Below are 26,254 nucleotides of genomic sequence, written 5' to 3' on the forward strand. Positions count from 1 at the left end.
CGGCAGTTTGCCGAATGGATGCTAATGTAATATTCTTGTGGCTTCCAACTGAGAGTCAGGTGCTGATTTGTTGCCATGAAAAGGACTGCACATGAATTTCTCAACAATTAAGCAGCTAATGGTGCGGTTAGCAAAATGTCCGGTGGTTATTTGCCTTTGGCTCGGTGTGGCCGGGCAGGGAATGGCCGGGGAAACCGTGTTGCGTTATTTCCCAAGCGGGCCGATTTACGAGTATCGCTGGAAACTTCTCGAGCTGGCTCTTGCACATGTCAAGGCAGAGAAAGGGGTATTCCGCTTGGAGCCTTATGCCGAGGATGTGACCCAGAATCGCGGCATATCTTTGTTGCAATCGGGGAGTATAGATGTCATTGCGCTAGGGACGAACGCCGAGCGCGAAAGCAAGATGCTGCCCGTTCGAATTGATATCTTGCGTGGTATTGTGGGCTTCAGGCTGCTTGTCATCAGGGCTGCAGACCAGGCGCGCCTCGCAAAAATGGATGCAGTGTCGTTACGCCGGAAATTAATATTCGGCCTCAACAGCCAATGGGCAGATCTGCCCATCATGCGGGCGAATGGATTTGTTGTCACCACTTCGGCAAATTATGAAAACTTGTTTGAAATGCTTGCGGTCAGCCGCTTCGATGCTTTTCCGAGAGGCTTGAACGAAGCCCAGCGCGAACTCGATGAGCGCAAAAAGAATTACCCGCTGCTGGCAATTGAAAAAACCAAAGCTTTGTATTTTCCCTATCCCATCTATTTCTGGGTTAACAAGAACGAGGTGACATTGGCCAAGACCATTGAGCGCGGTCTCCGATTGTCATTGGCAGATGGATCATTTCGCCAGCTGTTTGAGAGCTATCATGCAAATGAGATTGCAAGTTTGAAAAAAGATAAGCGTCAGGTGCTCTTGCTCGATAATCCGACACTTCCCATCGGTGCTCAACATCCGGATACGAGCTGGTGGTGGCCTGCAGAGGGTGTGAATCGGTGACGATATTTGATCGACACACTTTTTTCATCCCGATTGGTGGTGTTGGGTTTTTCAACAGGAAGCTGCGATGAGTGCAACCCAGACACTGGCTAGACGGTTGCTTTACACCATGCTGCCTTGGTATTTGCTGCTGGCGTTCTGCGTCACTGGGGTCCAGTTGGTCGTCCAGTATTGGACCGTGAGTCATACAATTGCTGACGACTTGGCTTCGCTGGGGCGTACGATTGAGCCGGGAGTCTCCGGGGCTGTCTGGGAGCTGGATTCGGAGCAGTTAACTTCAATTGCGCGTGGGATTAGGCAAAATGCCATTGTCACCGGGGTAAGGATTGCCACGGATAAAGGCGACAGTCTAGTTAAGGATGGTGATGTACCGGCTGTTCAGGAGCAGCGCAATCGTTTTCTCCCGGATAAGTACAAACTGGAAGTTGTTCCGCTGTTCCACCATGGGCTGCAAGGAGACCGTCATCTTATCGGTTATCTAAACCTTTATTCCAGTGCTGCGGTACTGTGGGATCGTGTCAAATACAGCTTTCTGGTTGTCTTGCTCAATGCATTGATTGTCACTACCGGCCTGTGGCTCATTTTCTCCTGGGTCGTCCGCTTTCGACTATCGGATAGCGTGACAGCTGTTGCCAGAAAAGTTGCCAGCTGGCAGTTCTCTGTAGGGGAAGAGCCTGTCGAGAAGATCATTTACCCTTACCGGGACGAGCTTGGCAATTTGATAGATGCGCTCAACGATGGGCGGGTACGCTTATCCGATTCGCTGCACAAACTCAATGAGATGAACCTGAACCTCGAAAAGACGGTAGCTGAGCGAACAGGGGAGTTGCAGCTAGCAAAAAATGCGGCTGACGAGGCTAATCAGGCTAAAAGTCAGTTTCTGGCCAATATGAGCCATGAAATTCGTACTCCGATGAATGCAATTCTTGGCATGCTCTACCTTGCGCTGAAGACGGATTTGCCACCGACACTGCAGAATTACCTGCTCAAGGCTCAGGGGGCGGCGCATTCCTTGCTTGGCATTATCAATGACATTCTTGATTTTTCGAAAATCGAGGCAGGTAAGCTCGATATTGATCAGGTTGAATTCGGACTCGATACCGTTCTTGAACGGCTTACCGATGCCCTGGTCTATCAGGCTGAACTCAAGGGCATTGAATTCCTGATCCGCTACGACCCCGCCATTCCGATGACATTGATCGGTGATCCACTGCGTTTGGGGCAAGTACTACTTAACCTCTGTGGCAATGCGGTCAAATTTACCGATCATGGCGAAGTCGAGCTGGCTTTCCGTGCACTGACGACAAGCGATGCAGAAATCAATATACAGGCTTGTGTGAGGGATACCGGCATTGGCATGACGGCTGAAATGCAGACAAGGATGTTCCAGAAATTCACTCAGTTGGATCAGTCCGCCACGCGCCGTTTTGGCGGAACAGGGCTGGGGCTGGCTATCAGTAAGCAGCTCATCGAACTGATGGGAGGCCGGATCTGGGTCGAAGACTCACAACTGGGCAAGGGCACGACAATCTGCTTCACGGTCCCACTCAAAGTCGCAGAGAAGGCTCAATGCCATCGGCGCGAGCTGGTGGCTCAAGTAGGCCCGCTGCTACAAGGCGTGCGTGTCCTTGTTGTGGATGATAATGAGGTATCTCGCGCAATTCTGGCCGAGATGTTGCGGTTTTTCCATCTTGACGTCGATGTCGCTGCCAGTGGGCCATCGGCACTGGCCTTACTCGAGGCGGCCAGTGACAAACCTTTTGATCTCGTGCTGATGGATTGGCGGATGCCCGGCATGAATGGTGATGAAGTGACGCGACGTATTCATGGCAACCCGGCCATCACATCTCAACCGAAGATTGTCATGGTCACCGCTTATGGTCGCGAGGATGTGATGAAATTGGCGGAACAGGCTGGTGTTAGCAGCTTCCTGATTAAGCCTGTATCGCCTTCAACCTTGCTCGATACCATGCTTTCGGTGCTTGGTAGAGGCCGGCTGCTCAGTCGGGAACAAGGCCCGATTGCCGCGCATCCGGGAGCGGCTGCCAATTTGGCTGGCGCCAGCATCTTGCTAGTCGAGGATAACGACATCAACCGCGAGTTCGCCAGCGAGCTCTTGCGCAGCGAGGGTATGGAGGTCGACGAGGCCGTGAATGGTCAGCAAGCTGTGGACAAAGTCCAGCAGAGGACTTACGACGCGGTGTTGATGGATATCCAGATGCCCGTCATGGATGGTTTGAAGGCAGCGCGCGCCATCAGGGCGCTGTCGGGTGAACGATTCTCCAGTTTGCCTATCATCGCCATGACAGCTTTGGCGATGGCCCATGATGCCGAGAAAAGCCGGGAGGCCGGCATGAATGACCATGTGACCAAGCCGATTGCTCCTGCGCAGTTGCTGGCCGCACTGGCCAAGTGCGTGCACGTCCCCGAGGATAAACGGATGATACGGTCGCGGAAGCGTGTCGCTGCTGAGCAGCCTGGGTTTCCCGAAGATTTGTTGGCGCTAACCAGCATCGATACGCTCGAGGGTGTGCGCCGTATAGGTGGAAAGGTCGAGGCTTATCGTAAGCAACTGCGCCGGTTCCGCGAACATTACCCGAACGCTGATAGCGAACTGCAGCGCTTGATCAGTCAGCAGGATTTTGAGGGTGCTCAGGAGTATTGTCATGCCTTGAAGGGGGTAACCGGCAATATCGGTGCCGGGCTGTTGTATGAAAAAATTAGTGAAATCGGTACCTTGCTCAAACAGGGCAATGTGCCGGAAGAAGCCAAATTGCAAGAAATGAGCAACTTTCTGCAACAGGTGATTGCTGATATTGATCGTTTGACCGTCACCGAACCACCAGCGGTGATGAGACGTACTCCGCTTAGTGTGGCTGAAGTTTTAGAGCGTCTGGAGCGTTTGCGGAAGTTGCTCGATGCAGATCTGGGGGCGGCAGAAGGGCTGCTGATGGAATTGAGATCTGGTGTGATCGGCGATGACATCGAAATTGCAATGAATGAAATCGCGGCAAAAGTCGATGAATTTTCCATTGATGAAGCACAGGAATTGATAAAAATCTTGTGTGATCGCTTGAAGCCGAGTGTCTGAGCTGGATATGACCATGAACGAATCTGCCCAAGAACGACCGCGTATTTTGATTGTCGATGATGTGCATGAGAATCTGCATGTCTTGATGAATATTCTGCGAGATGAGTATGCGATCAGCGCCGCAACAAGCGGTGAAAAGGCTCTTTTGTTGGCTCGTCGACAGCCCGCGCCACAAATTATTCTGCTTGATGTCAAGATGCCGGGAATGGATGGCTATTCGGTCTTGTCTCATTTGAAATCGAGTCCAGAAACGGAGAATATTCCGGTCATCTTCGTTACCGCCTTAGCAGACGTGACCGATGAAGCGCGTGGTCTCAAACTTGGCGTTGCTGATTACATTACCAAGCCAGTCAATCCTGAGCTATTGAAACTCCGCCTGCGAACGCAACTTGAGCTGCAGCGATATCGCCATGAGTCGCTACGTTTCAATATTGTTGAACATTGCGACTCCGCGCAACCACCCACCCTGCTTGTTGTCGATGATATTCCGGAAAATATCCATGAGCTGCTTGAGGCACTTAAAGATGATTACCGGATTATGGTGGCCAATAGTGGTATCAAGGCGCTCAAGTTGATTGACGGAGAAACGCCGCCTGATCTTGTTCTACTTGATGTCGTTATGCCAGAGATGGATGGCTATGAGACATGCCAGCGGATAAAAATGACCACGATTGGCAATCGTACTCCGGTCATTTTCGTAACCGTGGCCGACGCAACGCAGGAGAAAGTCAAAGGTTTTAGCGTGGGGGCTGCCGACTACATTACCAAGCCTTTCGATATCGATGAGGTGCGAGCCCGGCTGCGTACGCATCTGGAGCTATCCCGCCTGCGTCGTTTTCTTGAGGAGCAGGTGGCGCAGAGGACGGCCTTGCTTGAGCAGAGCGAAGAAAAATACCGCATCCTGGCTGAATACTCCCCAAACTGGGAATACTGGCTGGCGCAGGATGGTAGTTTTCGTTATGTCTCACCCGCCTGCGAAACGGTATCGGGCTATGCCCCCGCCGAGTTTTTTTCCGATGCCCGCTTGATGGAGCGTGTCATCCATGCTGATGATCTGAATGCCTGGATAACCTATGGTCCGGGGGGAGGGCATGTTGAGGTGGATGTTCCACTGATCCTGCGTATTTGCCGGAAAGATGGTGGTGAGCGCTGGGTCGAACATGTTGCCCGACCGGTTTTTAACGATGCTGGTGAGATGCTCGGGCTGCGGGGGTCGTATTGCGATATTACCCAACGCCGCCATGCGGAACAAAAACTTGATTTCTATACTCATCGTGATCCTCTGACTGGTTTGCCAAATCGGGCTTTGTTCTCAGAAATGCTGGATCAGGCAATTCGCCAGGCTGAATACACGCAGTCGGAATTTGCACTTCTCATTATCGATCTCGATAATTTCAAGACAATCAATGAAAGCCTCGGACACGGAGCGGGCGACCGCTTGTTGATTGAAGTCGCTAACCAGTTGCGTACGTTGTTGCCGGGTGTTGAGGCAGTTGCTCGCATTGGTGGCGACGAGTTCAATATCATCATCGCGTGCGATGCCAATGCTCCAGGCATCGATCTTATCGCTCATCACCTGCTCGACGCATTGGGCCAGGCGCACCAACTCGATGGGCAGAGTGTCTATATCGGAGCAAGTGCAGGGGTCGCGCTTTATCCAGCAGATGGCGTCACGGCGGAAGCCCTGCAAAGCAATGCCGATGCGGCGTTGCATGAAGCCAAGATGCAGGGGCGTGGTAATCTGCGTTTTTCATCACCAGGAATGACAACGCGTGCCAAGGAGCGCCTGTCTTTGGAGGCTGATTTGCGCCATGCGTTGAGTCAAGGTGAATTGTCTCTGCACTATCAGCCTCAGATCGATTTGACTAGCGGTCAAATTATTGGTGTGGAAGCATTGGCGCGCTGGCAGCATCCAACACGCGGGATGGTGGCACCGACTACTTTCATTCCTCTGGCAGAAGAATGCGGGCTGATCGTCCAGCTGGGAAATTGGGTTCTGAAATCTGTCTGTCGCCAGATCAGGTTGTGGATTGATGCCGGTCTGGCACCTAGGCAAACTGCGGTTAACGTTTCTGCAGATCAACTCTGCCGTGGAGATTTACTTGGCGTGGTTTGTCAGGCGCTGAGTGAGAGTGGAGTTTCTCCAGAGCAGCTGGAGTTGGAAATCACGGAGAGCTCTGTCATGGCCGATCGTGATCGCTCTTTCAAGGTGATTGCCGATCTCAAGGCGCTTGGGGTTCGTCTTTCTATTGACGATTTCGGGACAGGTTATTCATCACTGGCTTACCTGCAGCAGCTGGAAGTCCACAAGCTGAAAATCGATATTTCTTTTGTACGTAACATGACAAAAAATAGTGGCAATGCCTCCATTGTCAAGGCAGTGATCGCGCTTGGTCATAGCCTCGGTCTTGAAGTGATTGCGGAGGGGGTTGAGGAGGCTGATCAAGCCCGTTACTTGCGCTCGCTAGGTTGTGATGTCATGCAGGGTTATCTGGTCAGCAAACCGATACCCGCCGAAGAAATAACGCATTTTCTTCAATCCTTTGTACCCCAGATCACTCCCATTGACGATGCCGGCATATGCACGCGGTTCCTTGGGGATGACTAGCCTGCACTTTGCTTATGTTGGAGGCTTTGTTGCCAAATCAGTTAAAGCCGAGTTATCTGATCCCTTGACGGACTTATCCCATACGGACCGTTTGCGGCGCACCCAAGGCCGTAAAACGATTCAGAATCGCGGCTCGGATTTGAAGTTTGGCAACCTGCCTGTCAAAGTTTCGTGACTGGCCTGTCCGAATTTTTGTGTAAACGGGGCTTGGGTTACGCCTGTGGAATGCGTTCTTCAAACGGAATGGTTACGGGAAACCCTTCAGGCCATCGACGCAGGTGATGAAAATGTCCTGTACGCCCCGGTTACGCAGCGCGGTCACGACCTGAAGCCAGAGCTTGGTTCCCTCCGTCTGAGCCAGCCATATGCCCAGCACTTCCTTCTCTCCAGCCAGGGTGATACCAATGGCGAGATAGACGGCTTTCATGCGTACAGCCCCCTCACGTACCTTCACGGGGATACCGTCGAGGTAAAGGGGGCAGCTTCCTGCTAAATGTCCGTTTACACAACATTCAGTACACACCCGGATCCCGGCCTCGCCATCTCCAGAAAGCGAGTCCGGCTACATAATGTGTTCAGTTACCGGTAGGTTTCAAACATCTCACGACCAAGGCCAGCAATGAGGCGATGGCAGCCAATGCCGTCACTGCACTCCAGCCATAACTTCCAAGAAGCAGGCTGGCGAGTACCGACCCTAGCGACATGCCGATAAACATGCAGACAAACAGCATGGCATTCAGTCTGCTACGCGCTGCCGGATCAATGCGGTAGATCACCGCCTGGTGCGCGATCAGGCTGGCTTGCACGCCAAGGTCGAACAGCACCGCCCCTAGCGCTAGCAGTACAAGCTGTACACTCATTGACCATAAGGGGGCCAGACTAAGCATTACAAAGGCAAGGGTGGCAAGCGCTGCACCAGCACGCGTGACGATCTCAGGCCCTCGTCGATCTGCAAGATGCCCTGCCAGTGGCGCAGCCAAGGCACCTGCTGCACCGGCCAGGCCAAACGTTCCCGCGGCGGCACTGCCCATATGAAAAGGACTGTTGTGCAACATGATGGCCAACGTGGACCAGAATGCGCTGAAACCAACCGATAGCAAGCCCTGAGCGATTGCTGCACGGCGCAAGGCATCATGCTTGCGCCACAAGGTGAACAATGAGCCCAGCAAGGATAGATAAGGGAGCGTCGTGCTGGGCTGAAAGCGTGGCAGGTAGCGGCGGATAGCCAGACCGGTCAGCAGAATGGTCGCTGCGGCAATGAAGAACATGGCCCGCCAGCCATATTGTTCAGCCACCAAGCCACTGATGACACGTGACAGCAGGATTCCAGTCAATAAGCCGGTCATTACGGTGCCAACCACTTTACCGCGCTGCTCTTCTGCTGCCAGTGTGGCTGCAGCTGGCACGATATCTTGTGCCAGCGTTGCACTCAGTCCAATCAAGAAGGAGGCAGGCAGCAGTATGGACAGCGAAGGTGATAGCCCAGCAAGTAGCAGGGCCAGAACCAGCAATGCTGCTTTGACAAGCATGATGCTGCGCCGATCATGTCGATCACCCAAGGGGGCAAGCAGGAGAATGCCCAGGGCGTATCCCAGTTGGGTCAGGGTAGGTACCAGGCCGGTCGCCTGACCCGAAGCACCGATATCGCCAGCCAGCACACCCAGCATGGGCTGGCTGTAATAAAGAGAAGCCACCGACAGCCCGGCTCCTGCTGCCATTAGCCATATACGGGAGCGTGACAAGGATTGATCCGTGGCCTTGTTAGCCACAGGCAGCGCAGCGTGCGGCAGGACTTTTGTGGATGACATATGCAGCCTCATTGATTAAGAGATAACGGCCACATCATGGCTGTGTGTTGCGTGTATGTGTAGGCGGCCAGATGGAAGATCTGTTATACGTACAACACATAAACAAGTTCAGAACCAGATAGATGCAAGACAATCAAGACCCGAACACGCCGCTACGTATGGCCATGCCGCTGCAAGCGGGTACGGGTGAGCGCATTGAGTTGATGCTGACCTTTCTCAAAATCGTCGAGGCGGGCAGCCTGTCTGCTGCCGCTGTACTGCTGGGGACGACCCAACCCACCGTCAGCCGTCGGCTGCAAATGCTGGAGCGCTCCTTGGGTTTGCGCTTGCTCCAGCGCACCACACATACCATGCGCTTAACCCAGGACGGCGAGCACTGTTATGAACGTGCCAAGGATCTGCTGGCCGGTTGGGCTAGGTTCGAGTCAGAACTGAAAGGTGCACGAGAGGAACCCGCGGGCGTTCTGCGCGTGATCGTGCCGCATGCCTTCGGCCAGGAACGGTTGATCGGCCCGTTGGCGCACTATCTGCAGCAACACGCGGGGATGTCTGTGGAGTGGTTACTGCATGATGACCGTGCCATTCAGGATTACATCGCCGCCGGTATCGATTGTGCCATTCAGGTGGGCGAAGTGACTGACCCAGGACTGGTTGCCCTTCCACTGGCGGAAGTCCCACGCATTGTGGTGGCAGCACCTTCTCTGCTTGATGGCCAGCCCTTACCGCAAGATGCTACCGATCTGGCCGCTCTTCCCTGGCTGGCTCTGCGTACCTTTTATCGCAATGAAGTATTGTTGACACATGCCGAGACCGGCAAAAGCAAGCGTATCCAGATAAGGCCGCGCTTTAGTACTGACAGCCTCTATGCCTTGCGCAGTGCGGCATTGCAGGGTGTGGGTGTCGGTATCGGTTCTCGCTGGGTAATGAGCGAGTACCTGGCGCAAGGGCAGTTAATCCAGTTGGCTCCCAAGTGGCAAGCAGCACCACTACCGGTCAGTCTGGTCTATCCTTACGCCCGTTTTTATCCAGCCCGGCTGCGCCGTTTTATCGACCTGATTCGCGCCGAAGCATCCACGATATTTGGAGCACAGCGTGATGACCAGGGGACGGATTCCAGCGAGAAGAAGTAAACAACCACTGAGTTGGCCGATAATCTGTTGGCGCTATCCGCCGGTCAACTGCAGGTCGACGGCCTTGCTGGTCCTGCGCCACCCCATCGCTGCGCATCCTTTACTGGGATAAACGTAGCCATTTTCTTTGCATAAAAGCCCAGGGTCGGCTTTCTGATTTGAGCAACACCCACCTTCGATCCCGAGCGGTTTTCTGATGTTGCTTGGCCCTGACGGCGCGTCACGAACGAGCCTCAGTCATATGTTCCACCAGCCGGTTCGCGTGAGCTGGCGATGGGTGGCGAAACCGTTGATTACTGGATGGCACTAACGCTTTTTCATCGTCATAAACGAAAGAAGCGCACCTAATGTGCGCTTCTTTTTTGTCTCTCGGTTCAGCGATCGGCTTGTTGCTGCGTGAGGTATTTGTCGAGTGCGTCCATTGCGCCCCCCCAGCCTTGAGACATGCTGGCGTGGGACGCATCGAAGACGGCTTCTTCGGTTTCACTGGCATCCAGTGCTCGCCACTCAAGATGCATTAATGTGCCACCCTCGACATCGCTGATGGTGGTTGTCGATAGCGTATACGGCGGCCACTCTGCGGCCAACGGGTGCCGCGTCACTCCGCCATCGGCATCGCTGAACTGTACGACAACCACAATCCGCTCGGGCGGCGTCAACTCTCGGAACGTCCACTTGCCCCACATCACTGGGGCGTCCGGTATACCGCTTGGTTTCATTGCGTAGTGAAAAACGCCGCCAACACGTGCATCCACAGTGCAGTGGGACATTTCCATTCCCGGAGGGCTCATCCACGCGGCCAGATGCTTGGCTTCAGTCAGCGCGGCGTACACAAGTTCGCGTGGCGCAGCGAAGCGACGCTCGATGATAAAGGGTGCAGACACTTTGTCAGTCATGATTACGGGGCTTCCTGGTTCGGGTTGAAGGAGCGTTGGAAGTCTCCGTGTCGGGCTCTTGGAGTACATCCATGACTGGCATCTAGCGTATGCAAAGGTTGTTACTTCTATTGCGGACACGCTCGATGCCTATGAGCAGACAGTACTTATCGAGTTTGGTAAACGGATTTATCCGGAAGGCAGCAGATCAGCCCCGTCATAACGTGCCGGGCGATAGCCTGCTTGCCGCACTCGATAATATTCGCGTCATATTGGCCATATAAGCTGTCGTCGCCTTGATTAAACCTGTTGTGGCCTCTCTCTGACTGGCTATGCCCCTGTAAGCAGGGGTTTTTTTTGGCTCAACAGTTTACTGGCTATGCGGGCGATCAGACTGCATGCTCGACCAATGCGTTGCCGGACATGGAAGATACCAAGCCCAGTTCGAATGCATCCAGCCATGCCATGGCCACATAGAGTGCCATCGCCAATGCCCCCTCTTTGGTCGCACGCAAGTCCAGCAGCCCCGAGTAGCTGCCAATGAAATGGTCAGCTTCCGTAAAGCTGATACCCGACCATCCCTCCCATTTGCCTTCGCCTGCGTGGTAGATGGCAAAGATCCGGATATTCCGCCCGCGATAGGATACATCGTCGGCACACATTGCCTCCTTTGCAGGCCGGGTGTCGCCGGGTTCAACGGGCTGGTTCAGATTCATTGTTTATGGCAAGTACTGCCGGCATGGCTGAGGAAATCAGCATGTCAATCAGCTTGCTGCGTGACGCAATGTGATGGTCGAAGCGCCACTCCTTGAGCAGATCCATGGCCAGATCAAAATAGCGTTGGTCAATCTGGTATAGCCTGTCGATGCTGAAGTTGTCCTTCATTTGCAAGGCAATGGCCATCTCTTTCAAGACTTGCACTTGCTCAGGACTCTCTCCCGAATCGATCAGCAAGCGGATTTTTTTGGCAGCATTCATTCAGAAACTCCATATTTCATCGCAGCAAAATGATCATTGCACAGAAAGGGTGGTCCAGGGAGGATTGCAACCTGTTTTACGTATGATGCACATGCTTGTACTTCACCAGCATGTCGGCATGTGGCTCAATTTTTTTATGACTTGAGCCTGCTTTTCAAGCTTGCAATGGGCCTCATATGCCAGCCAGCCTGCTACCAGCCCCACAGAGTTTGCCAGCTCAGCATTGTCCTCTCCCAGCCGAGCCAGCAAGGTAAGCGCAACTGCGCTGTCGTTCATTTTCCCTAGCACCAACTGCAAACAGTGCAACTGTTTGAGTGTGCGCAGCACCGCCTTGTGAGGCAAGGGTGGTGAAAAAAATTCCAAGGTGTAGCGCAGCCTCTTTGCCCGCTTGCGCAGGTCATGGCGCTGCACCTGACTCAGCGTCTCCCATTGTCCGGCAAGGCTAATCAGTGATTTCCAAGGTCTGCTCAGTGCATGTCCAGCCAGCTGACGCAGCTTGATTGGCGACCTTGCTGTATTGGTGTGCAGGCAGGCCAGCAGGCGCAACAGCAGCGTGCCGTAGCGTGGTGAGCACAACGCTGCGTGAACACTATCCCGGCAGTGTGCACGGTGACTCTGCAATGCCGCATACAGGGTTGCAAAGTCAGCCATCGGGTACATTGTGGTTTCGATAGTCGGTAATGTTTCCGTCAGGAAAACATCCACATCCCGCAACTGCCCCAGGCTGTTACTCAGCCACTGCACATCCAGCGTGATCACATGCCTGCTGTCCGGCGGCAGAATGGCCGCAAAGGCAGCCAGCACGGTTCGCAGACGACGCAGTGCCACGCGTGCCTGATGGACATACTCCATCTCCTCGCCGCGGAGTACACCAGGCACATTACCTTGCAGGTGGCGCAATATCTCTTGAACAAGTAGCTGCAGTACCTGCTGCAAGCTCATGTCTGGTGACAGGGCCGGTAGCCTTGCACCGACGGGCAGCCCGGCATTGCCAGCGGCCTGCATGCAGCCTTTTGCTACCGTGTCCTGCAGCGTTGGACACACAGGCAGCTTATCGGCAAGTCTGAGTGCGAATGCAAACAGTGCGGCATTTTTGCCCTGTTTCAGCGTGATGTTGACGGTATTGATCTGCTCTGACCAGCCTATCCCTTTGAGCTTCCCCCGTTCCAGACAGATTTCCAGCAGATTGTCCTGCTCATCGCGCAGAACCCAACAATCATGCTTCAGGCTGACGGTAAAGATGGGCTGCAGTGTTGAGGAAATGCTTTTCTTGGACAGAAAGCGTCTTGCTTTGCCGTGGGGAAATTGCTCAATTTTCAATGCAGGGTCTGGTATGGCAATGGACAGCTCACGTTGGTGATGCAGGCCATCACGCTCAGGGCCGGTCTGCAACAATAACTGTTGCCATTCGCCAGCGGTCTGTTGCAGGCATAGGGCAATGCCCTGCTGATTCAGCGCCATGGCTGGTGTGTCGTAATACTCTCGGATCTGTGTGGTCCGGGTGCCAGCAATCGCAGCACTTGCTTCGATCAAGCGACGAAAAGCCGCATTGTAACGAGGAGCCAGTTGTAGCTTCAGCATAGCTTGCGACGCCATGGAGGGGTCTCCTTCCGCATGAAGAGTCCATCTTACCCGATGCGATAGCATGCATCGTAAAAGCCTTTGTTTGTTAAAGACTTTTGTGGCCATTTGCAATGTGAATGCAGCCATTTTCCATCAGGCATGCAAAGGGTCGTGGATCGCCCCTGCTTCTCTGGACACTTCCTGATAACTGCAAAAGGGTAGGCAACATGGTCGCCAATGCTTGCTGTCGTCTGTTTCGACCGACGCTCTTCTGGTGTTTCTGGTTGATAGATGGCAGTTCTGCCGAAAAGCTCGGTGCATACAGAAGCAAAATAGTGGTTTTGGTATCGAAAGCAGACATCAAAGTTTCTGATAAACCCTGTGGCAATCAATCAATAATCCGCGCTGCAATCTGCTTGTCATCGTTGGCAACTGCTTATCGTGATGCCTCCTCGAATGACATTCCTGCCGCCATCCTGCCTACCAGGGTTGCTACCGCAGGCGCACCACCATGGGTGGCAATCCACTGGCTGGTCCGGCAAGCTGCCTTGGCGTAGAGCTGGTGGTCGGTCAGCGCCGTTTTATTCCATTCAAGCATGCCCGTCGGCATGGCGGCCGACGAGGAGATCAGGCAGCGCTTGGCCTGCCCGACTGGCAGCAGGTAGCGCAGATCATTGGATGCGTACATGGCAACCCCTTCATTGAACCAGATGGGCATCCGTTCTGTTGTGAATGCCCACATGCCAATGCGGTGATGCATCTCGTTCATCGAGAGTTCGTGCGCTGCGATGGTGACATTGCTGCCACGTGGCGATAGTACGGCAACCTTGTCATACAGTGACATCCCGCGTCGCCCGCCACCACCAAGGCGGCGAAAGCAATCCACATCCGAACACACCAGGATTCTTGGCCTTGCTTGCAGCGGCCCCCAAAAATCCGTAAGTTCCTGCCGTGCGTCCACAATCATGCTGACGATGGCTGCCTGTTGTACCTTACCGAGTGTCCGCTGCACATAGATGTCAGGCTGTACCTCCTTGAGTCCATAACAGGCGGGGCAGGTTGCGGCGGCAACTGACGGAAGCAAGTAGGTGATTGCCACCACAGCGATGGCCAGCAGCACAAGAACAGCCATGCCCAGTGCAACCAAACGCTTAGGGACGCTTGTTTCACGCATCACGCGCTATCTTTCAAGACGGCGTGAATTGATATTCAAACTGGTAATAATGCTGCCCATCGCGAATGTCTATTTCCATTGTGCCGCTTAAGCCCTGCAGTTCTCCGGTACCGGAGTCCGGCACAAGCTGAACCGTCAGCGAGCGCTGGCCTTGCGCCATCACCCCGAAGTGCATCAAGGCAAAGCTACCCGCCCGCCCCGCCAGCCGGCCTTCCACCCGCTCCAGCGCGACATAGCCTGCCGAACCGGGCTGGGTGCCGTTGCTGGCCAGCATTTCGCCCAGACTTACTGCCTCCAGGTCGCCATGGAATGTTTTGTGAATGGCCCGCCGGTTCAACTGTGCAGCCTCCGTGCCAGGTGCGGCAGGATGTACGGCTAAGGTGACGTCAAATTTACCTTTGGCTTGCATGATGTTTTCCTGAAGAAATTAAATGCGGATGCGGCTAAGCGAGTTCGACAAACCACTATTGTCATACCTATTCTTGCCGGAATAGTAAAACAGGTATTCAACTTTGCTGATTGGAAAAGCACGACCAGCTCTCTCCACGGCTTGGCTGCTCATGCAGTTTTTGCATTATCGCAAATATGACATACGGCTGGACATTGTTATGGAAAAAATCTATGCCAGAATCTGTTGGCTGTTGCTGATGAAGTAAGCCGAACGGTTTGCATCGTCCAAGCTGGTCGCACTCCTCGCCGTTACCATCAACCCGCATTAAGGACACAGATGGAAAGTCCGGTCACCACACCAAAAACGGTCTTGCCTGCCATTCCCCGGATGGTATGGGCGCTGGGATTTGTCAGCCTGTGCATGGATCTGTCGTCGGAGCTGGTTCATAGCCTGCTCCCGGTTTTCCTGGCAAGCACACTGGGGGCTAGCGTACTGTCTATCGGCGTCATCGAGGGCATTGCCGAAGCCACTGCCCTGATTGTGAAAGTGTTTTCCGGCGCGCTCAGCGATTACATCGGCAAGCGCAAAGGCCTGTTGCTGCTGGGCTATGGTCTGGCCGCCCTGACCAAGCCATTGTTCCCGCTGGCCCACTCCGTGGAGACAGTGCTGGCGGCACGCTTTCTGGATCGTATCGGCAAAGGTATTCGGGGAGCCCCCCGTGATGCGCTGGTGGCGGATGTGGCTCCTGTAGAAATTCGCGGAGCTTGCTTTGGGCTGCGCCAATCCATGGATACGGTTGGTGCCTTTCTGGGGCCTGGCCTGGCCATTGTCCTGATGCTGTGGCTGAACGACATCCAGCAGGTACTCTGGTTTGCTGTCGTGCCGGCAGCACTGGTCATGGTGCTGATTGTGGTCGGAGTAAAGGAACCGGTACAGGAGGAGGGTACAAAGCGCTTCCGTTCTCCCATTCGTCGTGAGCAGTTACGCAGGTTTGGTGCAGATTACTGGTGGATTGTCCTGATTGGTGCCGTGTTCACCCTGGCTCGTTTCAGCGAGGCTTTCCTGATTCTGCGTGCCCAGCAGATGGGGGTTGGCAGCAGTTGGGTGCCGCTGGTGATGGTGGTCATGTCGGTGTTTTATACGGCATCCGCCTATCCTGCGGGCTGGCTATCCGATCGCATCAGCCGTCGGCATCTGCTGGGCTACGGCCTGGGCTTGCTGGTGATCGCGGATCTGGCACTGGGTCAGGCTACGTCTGTTCGTGCCGTCTATGTAGGTGCCGCGCTGTGGGGGCTGCACATGGGGTTCAGCCAGGGCATATTGGCTGCCCTGGTGGCCGATACGACGCCCAGCGACATGAAGGGGACGGCATTTGGCGTCTTCAATCTGCTCAGTGGCCTGGCCATGCTGTTGGCAAGCATTCTCGCCGGCTGCCTGTGGCAGTATTGGGGTGCATCGACAACCTTTTATGCCGGTGCTGCCATTGCCGGGTTGGCCTTGCTGTTACTCCGGCAGCGCTCAGTCTGAATGAGGCCGCAGGAGTCACATGAACATGGGCAATGGCAAAGTACCCTAGCGTATCAAGGTGGGCAACAGGCTGAAACCGTTACGGCTGCCGGTGGTTACGTAGCCAACCAGCTTGTTATCACGATGGGCGAGAGCCGTCAGCCCATCATCACCTTCGTTTATCTGCCAATCCAGGTTGCTGCCCTGTGTAAGCCCAGCCAGCTGGATGGGGTAGCGTGGCGTCTTTACTGCCACCGGCAGGGGACCAAAATGCACGGGCGTCGGTTTACCGGCCAGGGTACTGGCCAATGCATTGGCAGATAGTGTGATTGGCTGCAGGTAGGGGAGGATCTGCCCCTCGATTTCGGCACAATCACCAAGGGCGTAGACATGAGCTTGTGAGGTACGCAGATAGCTATCGACGACGATGCCGCGCTGTATTTCCAGCCCCGCTGTCAGATCGAGCCGCGGCTTAAGGCCCGCCGTGCAGATGATGGCGTCTACCGTGAGTTTCACCCCGTCAGCCATTGTCACGCTGTAGCCCTTTGCCATCTTGTCTATCCGCGCCACGACGGTGCCAAAGTGTAATGTGACTTGGTCCATGACACTGTGCAGGCGCTGGCTGACAGGCTCGGGCACCAGCCGCTCAAGCAGGCGGCTGCCGATATCTACCAGGGTGACACGCTTGTGTTGTGCGATATCGTGAGCGATTTCCGTGCCGACAAGGCCGCCCCCGATAACGAGTACATGCTCACTCCGGTTGAGGGTGTCGAAGTAGCGCCGGTATTGCTCCAGATTGTTCAGCGTCAGGATATCTTGTGCACCGTCACCTTCAATGGGTGGCACGAATGGCTTGGCACCTACTGCCAGAACGAGGTCGCTGTACGGGATTTGCGCTGCTCCCGCAGTGATTTTTTGGGCTGCAAAATCAATCGCAGTGACCTGGGTATGTGGCCTCACCATGATCTTCAGTTCGGCAGCCATGCCGGTGGCACTGTTCTGGATCAGCTGTGCGGCACTGGTCTGGTGACCGAATCCGTGGCTCAACTGTGGCTTGGAGTAGTACTCGCCGCCATCCTCGGTAAGCACAACCACCGGTGTGCTTGTATCGTGTTGACGGAAGGCCCTGGCCAGGGTGTAGCCGGCATGGCCGCTACCAATAATAACGAGAGGCATTTTCATCGAATTTCTCCTGGATGGGGGCCTTATACGGGGACAAAGTCGCTTTTGCCCATGAAGCACACCGGGCAAAGAAAGGTTTCTGGTACGTCCTGCCAGGCCGTGCCAGCAGCAACACCCTGAGCGACTTCACCCTGTTGCGGGTCATAAGTCCACGAGCAAGTCTTGCAGCGCATCTTGTCGCTGCCCGAGCAAGTGCCAGCGGTATTCGCCGTACTCTGCCCAGGACTACCCAATTGCTCGATGAACGTCTCGCCAAAGCGCACGCCCTGGGTGAGGGCATCGTCAGTAGGGCGCCATTCGGCAGTGATTCCGGGGTTGAGCACACGAAAACCGGCATCGTCCAGGCGCCTGGCAATACGTTCCACCGCGCCGCCACTCCAGCCGTGGGTACCAAAAGATGCAGCTGCCTTGTTCTTGAAGCGTAAGCCGGTCATTTCCTCAAGCAGGGCGGCAACATGCGGCAACATCACATTGTTGACGGTAGGGCTGCCAACCAAAATGGCCTTGGACTTGAATACGTGGGTCAGAACGTCGTTCTTGTCACTGTTGGACAGATTGAACAGCTTGATCACAACCTCCTGGTCCGCTTTGCGTATGCCTTGTGCAATTGCTTCGGCCATCATGCGGGTACCGTTCCACATGGTGTCGTAGACCAGGGTGATCTGGTTCTCCTGGTAATCGTCAGCCCATTTCAGGTATTGCTCGACAATCTGGGTGGGGTTATCGCGCCAGATGATGCCGTGGCTGGTGGCGATCATGTCGATCGGCAGGTTCAGTTCCAGAACCTCATGAATCTTCTGGGTCACCAGTGGGCTGAATGGGGTAAGAATATTGGCGTAATACTTGATGCACTCTTCTTGCAGCTCGACCGGATCGCACTGGTCGTTAAACATTTGGGCGCTGGCGTAGTGCTGGCCGAAGGCATCGTTGCTGAACAGCACGGCGTCGTCGGTCAAGTAGGTGGCCATGCTGTCTGGCCAATGCAGCATCGGCATTTCGACAAACACCAGTTGCTTGCCGTTGCCCAGGTCCAGACTGTCTCCGGTTTTGACGATCTGGAAATTCCAGTCCTGGTGATAATGGCCGCGCAGGGATTTTTCACCATTGGCAGTACAGTAGATCGGTGTATCCGGAATGCGCGCCATCAGTGCCGGCAGGGCACCGCTATGGTCGATCTCGCCATGGTTGGCGATGATGTAGTCGATGGCTGCCAGGTCAACTTCCTTGGCTAGGTTGGCAACAAATTCTTCGGCATATGGAGCCCAGACGGTATCGATCAGGGCAATTTTTTCTTCTTTAATCAAGTAGCTGTTATAGCTGGAGCCGCGGTGAGTGCTGTATTCGCTGCCATGAAATTCGCGCAGCTCCCAGTCTTGTTTGCCAACCCACTGGATGTTGTTTTTGACAATGAAAGCCATGCAGGAAAGCTCCTTGCTCTATAAGATTCGTGTGAAATGAATCTTATAGGACATAACATTCATAGTAAATGAATCTTATGGATATCCTTGATTGGCTTGATGCGGGTCAAGCGCGGAATGGATTTGCTGCGCGACAAGGCATGGAAGGGCAGTGAAATGTAGTGGGCATGGCTACCGGCAGGAAGCCATCAGGTTAAAATGAATACCCGATCCATCTGCATGTGTGCTGATGTGAACAATCCCATGGAATCCTTCCGATCGTGCGACTGACGGCTTTTACCGACTACTGCTTGCGTGTGATGATGTACAGCGCACTAGCGGGCAATCGCTTGGTGACTATCAATGAGATAGCCCAGGCATATAACATTTCTGCCAGTCATCTGACCAAAGTCGTGTTTTTTCTCGGCCAGCATGGCTACCTGGTGACGGTGCGCGGTAAAGGAGGGGGCGTCCGCCTGACCGAGGAGCCACGCCAAGTCAACTTGGGCAAATTGGTGCGGGCAGCTGAAACCGACAACGTAATGGTCGAGTGTTTCGACCCGCAGCACTCTCAGTGCCGCATCGCCTCGGTATGCCGCCTCATGAGTGTGCTGCAAGCGGCTCAGGAGGCTTTCTACACCGAATTGTCACGCCATACCCTGGCTGACCTGCTGGTGCCGTCGGCAGGACTGGGGCGTGCATTGGGAATCGAAATCCGAGAAATCAAAATGTCATGAAGCGTTTTCGCCAGTGACAGGCATGCGCCTTGTGCTGCGGCAGCTGCCACGTCAATGTCTTGGTGGAGGATTTCTTCCCTTTTTTGCGGCTGGGCACGATCGCGCGATAAAACACGCAATCTGCTGTTTCTTGCGCAATTCAACGCCTGATCGGGGGCGTTTGCACAGCACGCTTGGTGCAGATCAAGGTGCAGATCGCATCGTGGCGACAGTATTGCCGGTTTTCCACCACGGAGTATTCCGATGACCGCAGCAATGCCACAGACCTTTCCAATCCACTTTCATGATTCCTGCCCTCCCAAAGCCGGCGCAGAGCCGCCCATCATCGGCGCACGTGTTGAGCTACAACTACTCACCACGCTGAAATGTAATCTCAAATGTACTTACTGCTCGCTGGGCGTTGGCGATGTACTGGGCTCGCAAACCGAGCTTGAATATGATGTCGATCAGCTGGCGGCTTTTATTGATACACACTTGCTTGGCAAAGATGTTTACGTAACCTTCTACGGAGGGGAGCCCACGCTCAATATGAAGCTGGTGCTGGAGGTGATGCAGCGTTTTCCCCATTTCCGTTATCAGCTGCAAACCAATGGCACCTTGCTGGACGATGTGCCGCCATGGGCGCTGGCCCGCCTATCCAATGTCCTGGTGTCCATTGATGGCGGCGAAGCCATTACCGACGGCTACCGTGGCCGTGGCATCTACCGCCAGGTGCTGCGCAATCTTGCCCGGGTGCGCAAGCAATTGGGTGGCAGCCTCACTGCCCGTGTTACCTGGGGTAATGCCGATACCAGCTTTGAGGAGCTGGACCAGCTCCTTGGCGACGACTCTCCATTTGATTATCTCTACTGGCAATTTGTCGCCGATGAAATGTATGCGGGTGATTCGATCGACAAGCGCAAGGCGGTAGTCACCCAGCTGATCACGCGCTTCTTTGCCACCCCGTCCCGGCTCTATCCCTTGATTCCGGTGATGGGCATCGTCCGCAACAAGTTGTTTCCCGACCGCGCCCAGGAGTTATACGCAGGCCGTACCCAATGCCGCGTTTCCACCCATCTGCTTAATATCATGCCGAACGGGGAGATCTATCCCTGTCCTGACATGATGTATTTACCAAACATGAAAATGGGCGATATCAAGAACAACAGCTTGCGTCACAGTCCCTTGCAGCACACCGCCGCCATGCCGTGCCAGGGGTGTGAAGCCTTCAGCTGGTGCCGGGGCAACTGCATGAAGAACCTGCACCTGGGGTATGAGAAAGGCGATGCCCGGTATCGCAGCAATGTGGTTGAGCCGATTTGCGAACTGCTACGCTTCATGGGGCAGGAAATCGACAGGCAGAATCCCCAAGACTGGTTCGACACCGCCAGCCTGGAGGTGCGCAAGCAAGTGCGTGATTGCGAAGTGTATGAGTATGTCGAAATCATGCCATAGGCCGATCCAGTGACCGGAGCAGCTCACCAGGTCTGATCCTGGACGAAGAGCTGCTATTTACACCAGTCAGGGCGTAGCATCAGCGCTGATGATGACGCTGCTGGAGTTGACGCGCAGGCCTGGATTTGTCGGGTCAAACACCTCCAGCAGCATCATGTAAGGCTGGTGTGCGGTTCTCCTCAGCCATGCGGGGTTTTTATGCCAGCTGCGAGATGCATTCACTTCCTTGACCACCAGCAGCTTGACTGGCACGCCGATACGGCCCAGATGGGTCAGGTGGAAAGGTCGGGTGGTATTGGGAATGCCCGGTTGCTCGCCGCTGGCAATTGCGTTCATGCCTTCGGAACTGGCTCCACCAGCAGGCGAAGGATGGCGAGGTGGGGCTCATGCCCTGGAGCAGTAAGGATATGGGCAGCGTTTTATAATTCCATATTTCCATTGTCATGAAAGTATGGAGTTGAATCAAAAGCTGCGGAGTAGATGTATGTAGCGGGCGGATTTTGACAGTGCAATGACATAGTGCTAATAATTAACAAAACACATTTAAATTGCGCCATGTTATGTATAAAACGATTACAAATGTAATTGCAAAACACATGCCTCCGGCAGCCAGTGTGATCGGGTATGGCAACGGTCATCGCACCTGGTTGTTCAATGTGAGCTGGCCTGTCGAAGCAAATGCCGATCAGGCCGGCATGCGGTATATCGTTTTCATCCGGATAGAACATGACGTGATCGAAGATGGCGTGCGTTTTGAACTGGAGGATATGGAGTACAAAATCGAGCAGTTTCTGAAATACCAGTTTGAACATTTCATGCCAAACAGCAATCCCTACCGCCCGACCGACTCACCGCATGCGCTGTGGTCGGTAAGCTGCTCAGTGCTGGGCTGATCGTGTAAAACTCCATATTGGCAGGATGAGGTTTTGCATATACTGCAACGCCCCCTCGGCAAGCGGGCGTTGCAGTATATGCAAAATGCAAAATGCCAAACTGTTTCCTATACTCGCTCTGTACCACGCGGATGTCGGAGGCAGAGTGATTGCATGGATCTCATCTTTACACAGCTGTCCTCCTCGCTATCAACGGCGCAGACGATAGAACAATTGGTGCGTCCCATTCTCGATATGCTGGGCAGCGTAACGGGGATGGAGTCTACCTATCTCACCAGCATAGATCTGGATTTGCAGACCCAGTACGTCAGCTTTGCCAACAACAAGGACAAGCTGCAGATTCCGGAAGGCCTGACCGTACCCTGGCAGGATACCCTGTGCTGCCGGGCGCTGGCGTCCGGCACGTTGGCCACTGATTGCGTACCAGCGTTGTGGGGGGATTCGCAGGCAGCCAGCGAACTGGGCATCCGCTCCTATGTCAGTGCGCCGATCAGAAGCAGTAGTGGTGATGTGCTGGGTACGCTCTGTGCCGCAAGTACCGGACAGCATTCTGTTTCTGCCCAGGTGAAAGCGCTGTGCCAGTTGTTTGCCAGCATTGTCAGCAATTTTATCGAGCGGGAAATCCTGGTTGAGCAATTGAAAGTTGCTAACGAACAGCTGGCTTCATATGCGCTGACGGATTTGCTGACCGGGCTACCTAACCGACGCGCCATGTTTGACGAACTGGAGCACCTGTTTGCCCAAGGCCGGCGGAACCATTACACCATTCTGGTCGGGGTGATTGATCTGGATGGTTTCAAGCTGATCAATGACCAGTTTGGCCACCAGGGTGGTGACAGCTTTCTGCAAGGCATGGCACAGCGGCTGAGCAATGGTTTGCGTGCCGGTGACCGGGTAGGCCGGCTTGGTGGTGATGAATTCCTGTTTATCGGTCCCGGCCCGGCGCGTGCCTATGTGTCGGAAGGGCAGGCCGGCGCAGAGCAGGAGGACCCGACTGGTGTCGCGCAGCGCATGCGACAGCGCCTGTCCGATGCGACAACGGGTTGTTTCTGCCTGGCCGGGCAATCGGTCAGCTATGCCGGGGCTAGTGTCGGCGTGGTGGCTGTTGCGCCGGATATGCTCAGCATCGAGGAGGCCATTTCACTGGCAGACCGGCAGATGTATGCCGTCAAGAATGCCCGCAAGGGCGTATCGCTGAATTAGGCACCGTGCGGCGGCTGGTTTGGCGTCATGTGCTCGCCAGCGGTTGTCGCAGGGTTTGGACGATCGGCACTTCTCACGCAATTGCGACCGCTGTGTTTGGCGGTGTACAGGGCGTTGTCAGCCAGTTTCAGGGCCAGGCCTTCAGCAATATCTTCCAGCCGTGCCGTTGCCAGGCCGATGCTGAGGGTGATTTTGCCCACGCCGGGCATGGACTCGGCTTCTATGGTCTGCCTTAGCTTCTCGGCAACACGGATGGCATTCTCTGCCAAGGTGTCCGGCAACAGCAACAGGAATTCCTCGCCGCCATAACGCGCCACAAAGTCAGTGGCGCGCACGGTATGCAACAGCAGCTGACCTAGCCGGCGTAGTACCGCATCGCCGGTTTCGTGGCCGTAGTTGTCATTGATTTTCTTGAAATGGTCGACATCCGCCATCAGGATGGTATAGGCATGGCCGCTACGCTTCATGCGCAGAAACTCCTCACGTAGCCGTTCATTCAGCGCCAGGCGGTTGTGCAATCCGGTCAGGGCATCGCGTCGTGCCAGTTTTTCCAGTTCCCGGTTTGCGGTTATCAGCTCGGATACATCCTTCACTACCACCAGCAGCAGCTTCTCGCCGTCATGCTGCAGTGGAATCAGCGTGACGATGGAGTCCACCGCCTTGCCAAAGCTGCTGGTGGTGCTGAGCAACAGATGAACTTCCTCTCCGGTCAGTGCCTGCAGGGCTGCAGCATGGCAGCCGGACACTTTCCAGGAATCGATATGGTGGAAGTTCTGCTGCAAGAGGTTTTCCACCGAGGTGCCGATGATTTCCGCTGCAGCCTTGTTGGCCAGGATGCACTGGCCGTCATCCCGGTACAGCAGCAGGCCGTTGGCCGTGGCATGAATGATGGCCTGGCTTAGCGCTTCCTGTTTGTGCAGGGCGACTTCCAGCTCCCGCTGCTCGGTAACGTCCATCACGGCCGTACGGGACATGACAAAATGTCCGGCGGCATCAAGCACTGCCGACGAGCTGGTACGTACCGGAATCTGCCGCCCGTTTTTGCCGATCAGCTGGATATTCAGTGGAGGCAGCTGCTCCCCTGTCAGCATGCGTTGCTGGCGCTCCAGGAAAATTGCATCACAATCCGCGGGCAGCAACTGGCGAATCGACATCTTGCCGATGACCTCATCCCGCGTATAGCCAAGCCAGTGCAGTTCGCGGTCATTCATTTGGACGATGACACCATCCCGGTCGATGGCGTGATAGCCTACCGGGGCTTGGTTGTAGAGATCGGCCAGTTCCTGTGTGCGTTCGGTGACTTTCTGTTCCAGCGAACGGTAGCTTTCTTCCAGTGCATGTCTGCGTGCCTGCAGGGTAACCGACATGCGTTGCAAAGCCTGGGCCAGATTGTTGATTTCACGGGTATTGCTGCTGGTGTGAAAGTCGGCATGTTCATCGCCGCTGCTGACACGCTGGGCGGAATCGGCCAGTTGCTCCAGTGGCCGGCAGAAATTGCTTACCAGGCGATATACCAAAGTCATGAACAGGATGGTGGCAATCAGGCCTGCCACCAGCAGGGTGACATGCATGGCATGCACCGTTGCCAGGGCTTGAGACATGGGCTGCCGTGCCAGTACATGCCAGGCCGGATTGGTTGCCGTCAGCGGGTTGACTGTGGATTGCGCGGTGAGAAAGCGTCCCTCTTTTCCCCAGCTGATTTCTCCTTCTTCGTGGTTGGCAGGCAAGTTGGCCGGGACTGAAATCTGTCCGATGGCTGTAAATGGATAAAGAATTTGCTTGTTGTTGCCGATGAGGAAAATTTCCACGCCATTAGCCATGCCATCTTCGCCAATGGCACCGGCAATCACATCTCCCACCCAGGACCAGTTGGCATGACTGCCCAGTACACCGCGCAACTTGCCATCCACTCCCAAAATGGGCGAAGAAAAATCCACAAAGCGCAAGGGTTCCCTGGGGTTGGGATTGTTAAGCTTCTTGGCCAGCAAGACAGCCTCATGCACATCCCCGATATAGCTTCCTTGCTTGCCAGCGGTAAACCAGAGGCGGTTACCGACATTTTCTCCTTCCAGCAGCCCGTTGACTGCCGACAATACCGTGCCGTCGGGGCCGGCAACGCCGAGCCAGTCGTAATAGCGGTAGCTGTTCTTGGTGAGGGCAAGCCGCTCGCGCAGCAAGCTGCCACGCAGGTCACCTTGGGTCAGCAGGGCGGTTTTGCTTAGCAAGGCTATTTCGCGGTCGCGTTCGCGCAGGTTTTCCGCCAGTGCATACGATATGGCGCGTACCCGGTTTTGCAGCGATTCGCGCTGGTCTTGCGTAATGCGCGAGCTGGCAACCTGGCTGAGAAAAAACACAATGGCAGCACCAAGTGCAAGCGAAAGGCCGCCAACCGCCAGGGTCAGCCGCATGCGGAAGGTCATCAGGGGAGAAGCCATGATCCAGTACTCAGAGACAATACTGGAAGCCTAATCCATGAAGTATGAAATGGCCATCGGGGTGAACTGCCGACATTGCTTTAAATAATGCCATGGACATTTCTTGCCGTGTGCGATGCTGCCCAGGTGCAGGGCTGCATGATTTCTTTGCTGTCATGCCGCAAGTGTCTTAGGCTGTTGACGGAAATATTGACTATCACGGGGGACAATATGCATATCGCCATTCTGACTTTTGATGGCTTCAACGAACTGGATTCGCTGATTGCGCTGGGCATTCTCAATAGGGTGAAAAAACCGGGATGGAAGGTGTCCATTGCCAGCCCGGCTGCACGGGTGGAGTCCATGAATGGTGTGGTGCTGGAATCTCATATTGATCTGGCCGGGGCCAGTCAGGCCGACGCAGTGATTGTCGGTAGCGGCATGAAAACACGAGAGGTGGCGGCGGATAACAGCCTGATGGCACAGCTGCAACTGGACCCCGCCAGGCAACTGCTGGGGGCGCAATGCTCCGGCACACTGTTATTGGCAAAGCTGGGTTTGCTGGGTGGTGTACCTGCCTGTACTGATCTGATTACCAAGCCCTGGGTCGAGGAAGCCGGGGTGAGCGTGCTGAACCAGCCTTTTTTTGCTCACGGCAATGTGGCCAGCGCCGGCGGATGTCTGGCTTCGCAATACCTTGCTTTTTGGCTGATCGCCCGGCTGGAGGGGCTGGATGCGGCAGAAAGCGCACTGCATTATGTCGCTCCGGTGGGAGAGAAGGAGCAGTACCTGACGCGTGCCATGGAAAACGTGATGCCGTTTCTGGATAGTGCTGATTTGGCTGTGCATTGATGCCTGTTTTGTGTCATGCAGGCGGGT

General features: G+C 54.8%; 21 protein-coding genes and 2 pseudogenes. 10 read left to right on the top strand and 13 right to left on the bottom strand.

Annotated elements, in window-relative coordinates:
• The first annotated feature begins 91 nt into the window (after window positions 1-91).
• The 3 genes from QVF59_RS11780 (at window position 92) to QVF59_RS11790 (ending at window position 6,690) form a co-directional block, all read left to right on the top strand.
• Window positions 92-991 (top strand): transporter substrate-binding domain-containing protein, encoded by a 900-nt coding sequence (locus QVF59_RS11780; RefSeq protein WP_287880066.1) that lies wholly within the window; start codon window positions 92-94, stop codon window positions 989-991.
• A gap of 67 nt (window positions 992-1,058) precedes the next feature.
• Window positions 1,059-4,082: a hybrid sensor histidine kinase/response regulator gene (locus QVF59_RS11785; RefSeq protein ID WP_287880068.1), complete on the top strand. Its 3,024-nt coding sequence runs from the start codon at window positions 1,059-1,061 to the stop codon at window positions 4,080-4,082.
• A gap of 13 nt (window positions 4,083-4,095) precedes the next feature.
• Window positions 4,096-6,690, top strand: coding sequence for an EAL domain-containing protein (locus QVF59_RS11790; RefSeq protein WP_287880071.1), 2,595 nt, complete (start codon window positions 4,096-4,098; stop codon window positions 6,688-6,690).
• Window positions 6,691-6,763: 73 nt separating this feature from the next.
• Here the strand turns inward: QVF59_RS11790 and QVF59_RS11795 are convergent.
• From QVF59_RS11795 to QVF59_RS11805, 3 genes and pseudogenes are all read right to left on the bottom strand, one after another.
• Window positions 6,764-6,922: pseudogene (locus tag QVF59_RS11795) on the bottom strand (IS5/IS1182 family transposase); the annotation flags it as partial.
• A gap of 18 nt (window positions 6,923-6,940) precedes the next feature.
• Window positions 6,941-7,165, bottom strand: a pseudogene (locus QVF59_RS11800) (transposase); the annotation flags it as partial.
• A gap of 100 nt (window positions 7,166-7,265) precedes the next feature.
• Window positions 7,266-8,510, bottom strand: coding sequence for an MFS transporter (locus QVF59_RS11805; protein WP_353851338.1), 1,245 nt, complete (start codon window positions 8,508-8,510; stop codon window positions 7,266-7,268).
• Window positions 8,511-8,620: 110 nt separating this feature from the next.
• Between QVF59_RS11805 and QVF59_RS11810 the strand changes: the two genes are divergently transcribed.
• Window positions 8,621-9,628 carry a LysR family transcriptional regulator gene (locus QVF59_RS11810; protein WP_205677417.1) on the top strand — a complete coding sequence of 336 codons (1,008 nt, stop codon included), beginning with the start codon at window positions 8,621-8,623 and terminating at the stop codon, window positions 9,626-9,628.
• A 374-nt stretch (window positions 9,629-10,002) separates the two neighbouring features.
• Here the strand turns inward: QVF59_RS11810 and QVF59_RS11815 are convergent, their stop codons facing one another.
• From QVF59_RS11815 to QVF59_RS11840, 6 genes are all read right to left on the bottom strand, one after another.
• On the bottom strand, window positions 10,003-10,524 hold the full coding sequence (locus QVF59_RS11815; RefSeq protein WP_159877474.1) for an SRPBCC family protein: 522 nt from the start codon (window positions 10,522-10,524) through the stop codon (window positions 10,003-10,005).
• 368 nt (window positions 10,525-10,892) lie between these two features.
• Entirely contained in the window at window positions 10,893-11,219 is a 327-nt protein-coding gene (locus QVF59_RS11820; RefSeq protein WP_287880075.1) for a hypothetical protein, read from the bottom strand.
• Window positions 11,197-11,481, bottom strand: coding sequence for a hypothetical protein (locus QVF59_RS11825; RefSeq protein ID WP_159877470.1), 285 nt, complete (start codon window positions 11,479-11,481; stop codon window positions 11,197-11,199). The genes QVF59_RS11820 and QVF59_RS11825 overlap by 23 nt, the downstream gene beginning before the upstream one ends.
• Window positions 11,482-11,583: 102 nt before the next feature.
• Complete coding sequence (locus QVF59_RS11830) at window positions 11,584-13,191, bottom strand: CYTH and CHAD domain-containing protein (RefSeq protein WP_287880077.1); 1,608 nt, start codon at window positions 13,189-13,191, stop codon at window positions 11,584-11,586.
• A 289-nt stretch (window positions 13,192-13,480) separates the two neighbouring features.
• Complete coding sequence (locus QVF59_RS11835) at window positions 13,481-14,218, bottom strand: hypothetical protein (RefSeq protein ID WP_287880080.1); 738 nt, start codon at window positions 14,216-14,218, stop codon at window positions 13,481-13,483.
• A gap of 13 nt (window positions 14,219-14,231) precedes the next feature.
• The gene (locus tag QVF59_RS11840) at window positions 14,232-14,627 is read right to left on the bottom strand and encodes a DUF3224 domain-containing protein (RefSeq protein ID WP_287880082.1); all 396 of its coding nucleotides are present in this window, start codon (window positions 14,625-14,627) and stop codon (window positions 14,232-14,234) included.
• 318 nt (window positions 14,628-14,945) lie between these two features.
• Between QVF59_RS11840 and QVF59_RS11845 the strand changes: the two genes are divergently transcribed.
• Window positions 14,946-16,136 carry an MFS transporter gene (locus QVF59_RS11845; RefSeq protein ID WP_287880085.1) on the top strand — a complete coding sequence of 397 codons (1,191 nt, stop codon included), beginning with the start codon at window positions 14,946-14,948 and terminating at the stop codon, window positions 16,134-16,136.
• Between the two features lie 45 nt (window positions 16,137-16,181).
• Here QVF59_RS11845 and QVF59_RS11850 read toward each other — a convergent pair whose 3' ends face one another.
• Window positions 16,182-17,291, bottom strand: coding sequence for an FAD-dependent oxidoreductase (locus QVF59_RS11850; protein ID WP_287880086.1), 1,110 nt, complete (start codon window positions 17,289-17,291; stop codon window positions 16,182-16,184).
• A 29-nt stretch (window positions 17,292-17,320) separates the two neighbouring features.
• Complete coding sequence (norV, locus tag QVF59_RS11855; RefSeq protein ID WP_287880089.1) at window positions 17,321-18,715, bottom strand: anaerobic nitric oxide reductase flavorubredoxin; 1,395 nt, start codon at window positions 18,713-18,715, stop codon at window positions 17,321-17,323.
• Window positions 18,716-18,975: 260 nt separating this feature from the next.
• Between norV and QVF59_RS11860 the strand changes: the two genes are divergently transcribed.
• Complete coding sequence (locus tag QVF59_RS11860) at window positions 18,976-19,431, top strand: RrF2 family transcriptional regulator (protein ID WP_159877460.1); 456 nt, start codon at window positions 18,976-18,978, stop codon at window positions 19,429-19,431.
• A gap of 255 nt (window positions 19,432-19,686) precedes the next feature.
• Window positions 19,687-20,865 carry a radical SAM/SPASM domain-containing protein gene (locus tag QVF59_RS11865; protein WP_287880092.1) on the top strand — a complete coding sequence of 393 codons (1,179 nt, stop codon included), beginning with the start codon at window positions 19,687-19,689 and terminating at the stop codon, window positions 20,863-20,865.
• A 66-nt stretch (window positions 20,866-20,931) separates the two neighbouring features.
• Here QVF59_RS11865 and QVF59_RS11870 read toward each other — a convergent pair whose 3' ends face one another.
• Entirely contained in the window at window positions 20,932-21,201 is a 270-nt protein-coding gene (locus QVF59_RS11870; RefSeq protein ID WP_287880093.1) for a hypothetical protein, read from the bottom strand.
• Between the two features lie 224 nt (window positions 21,202-21,425).
• On the opposite strand from QVF59_RS11870, the gene QVF59_RS11875 reads away from it, so the two are divergent.
• Together QVF59_RS11875 and QVF59_RS11880 are read left to right on the top strand one after the other, a co-directional pair.
• Window positions 21,426-21,758: a hypothetical protein gene (locus QVF59_RS11875; protein WP_287880096.1), complete on the top strand. Its 333-nt coding sequence runs from the start codon at window positions 21,426-21,428 to the stop codon at window positions 21,756-21,758.
• A 153-nt stretch (window positions 21,759-21,911) separates the two neighbouring features.
• Window positions 21,912-22,961: a GGDEF domain-containing protein gene (locus QVF59_RS11880; protein ID WP_287880098.1), complete on the top strand. Its 1,050-nt coding sequence runs from the start codon at window positions 21,912-21,914 to the stop codon at window positions 22,959-22,961.
• Here QVF59_RS11880 and QVF59_RS11885 read toward each other — a convergent pair.
• Window positions 22,958-25,396 carry a diguanylate cyclase gene (locus QVF59_RS11885; RefSeq protein WP_287880100.1) on the bottom strand — a complete coding sequence of 813 codons (2,439 nt, stop codon included), beginning with the start codon at window positions 25,394-25,396 and terminating at the stop codon, window positions 22,958-22,960. The two genes, QVF59_RS11880 and QVF59_RS11885, sit on opposite strands and share 4 nt — an antisense overlap.
• 210 nt (window positions 25,397-25,606) lie before the next feature.
• Here QVF59_RS11885 and QVF59_RS11890 point away from each other — a divergent pair, with 210 nt between their 5' ends.
• Complete coding sequence (locus tag QVF59_RS11890) at window positions 25,607-26,227, top strand: DJ-1/PfpI family protein (protein WP_159877452.1); 621 nt, start codon at window positions 25,607-25,609, stop codon at window positions 26,225-26,227.
• The last annotated feature ends 27 nt before the right edge of the window (window positions 26,228-26,254 follow it).

Source organism: Aquitalea sp. (assembly GCF_030150775.1).
Lineage (GTDB): Bacteria > Pseudomonadota > Gammaproteobacteria > Burkholderiales > Chromobacteriaceae > Aquitalea > Aquitalea denitrificans.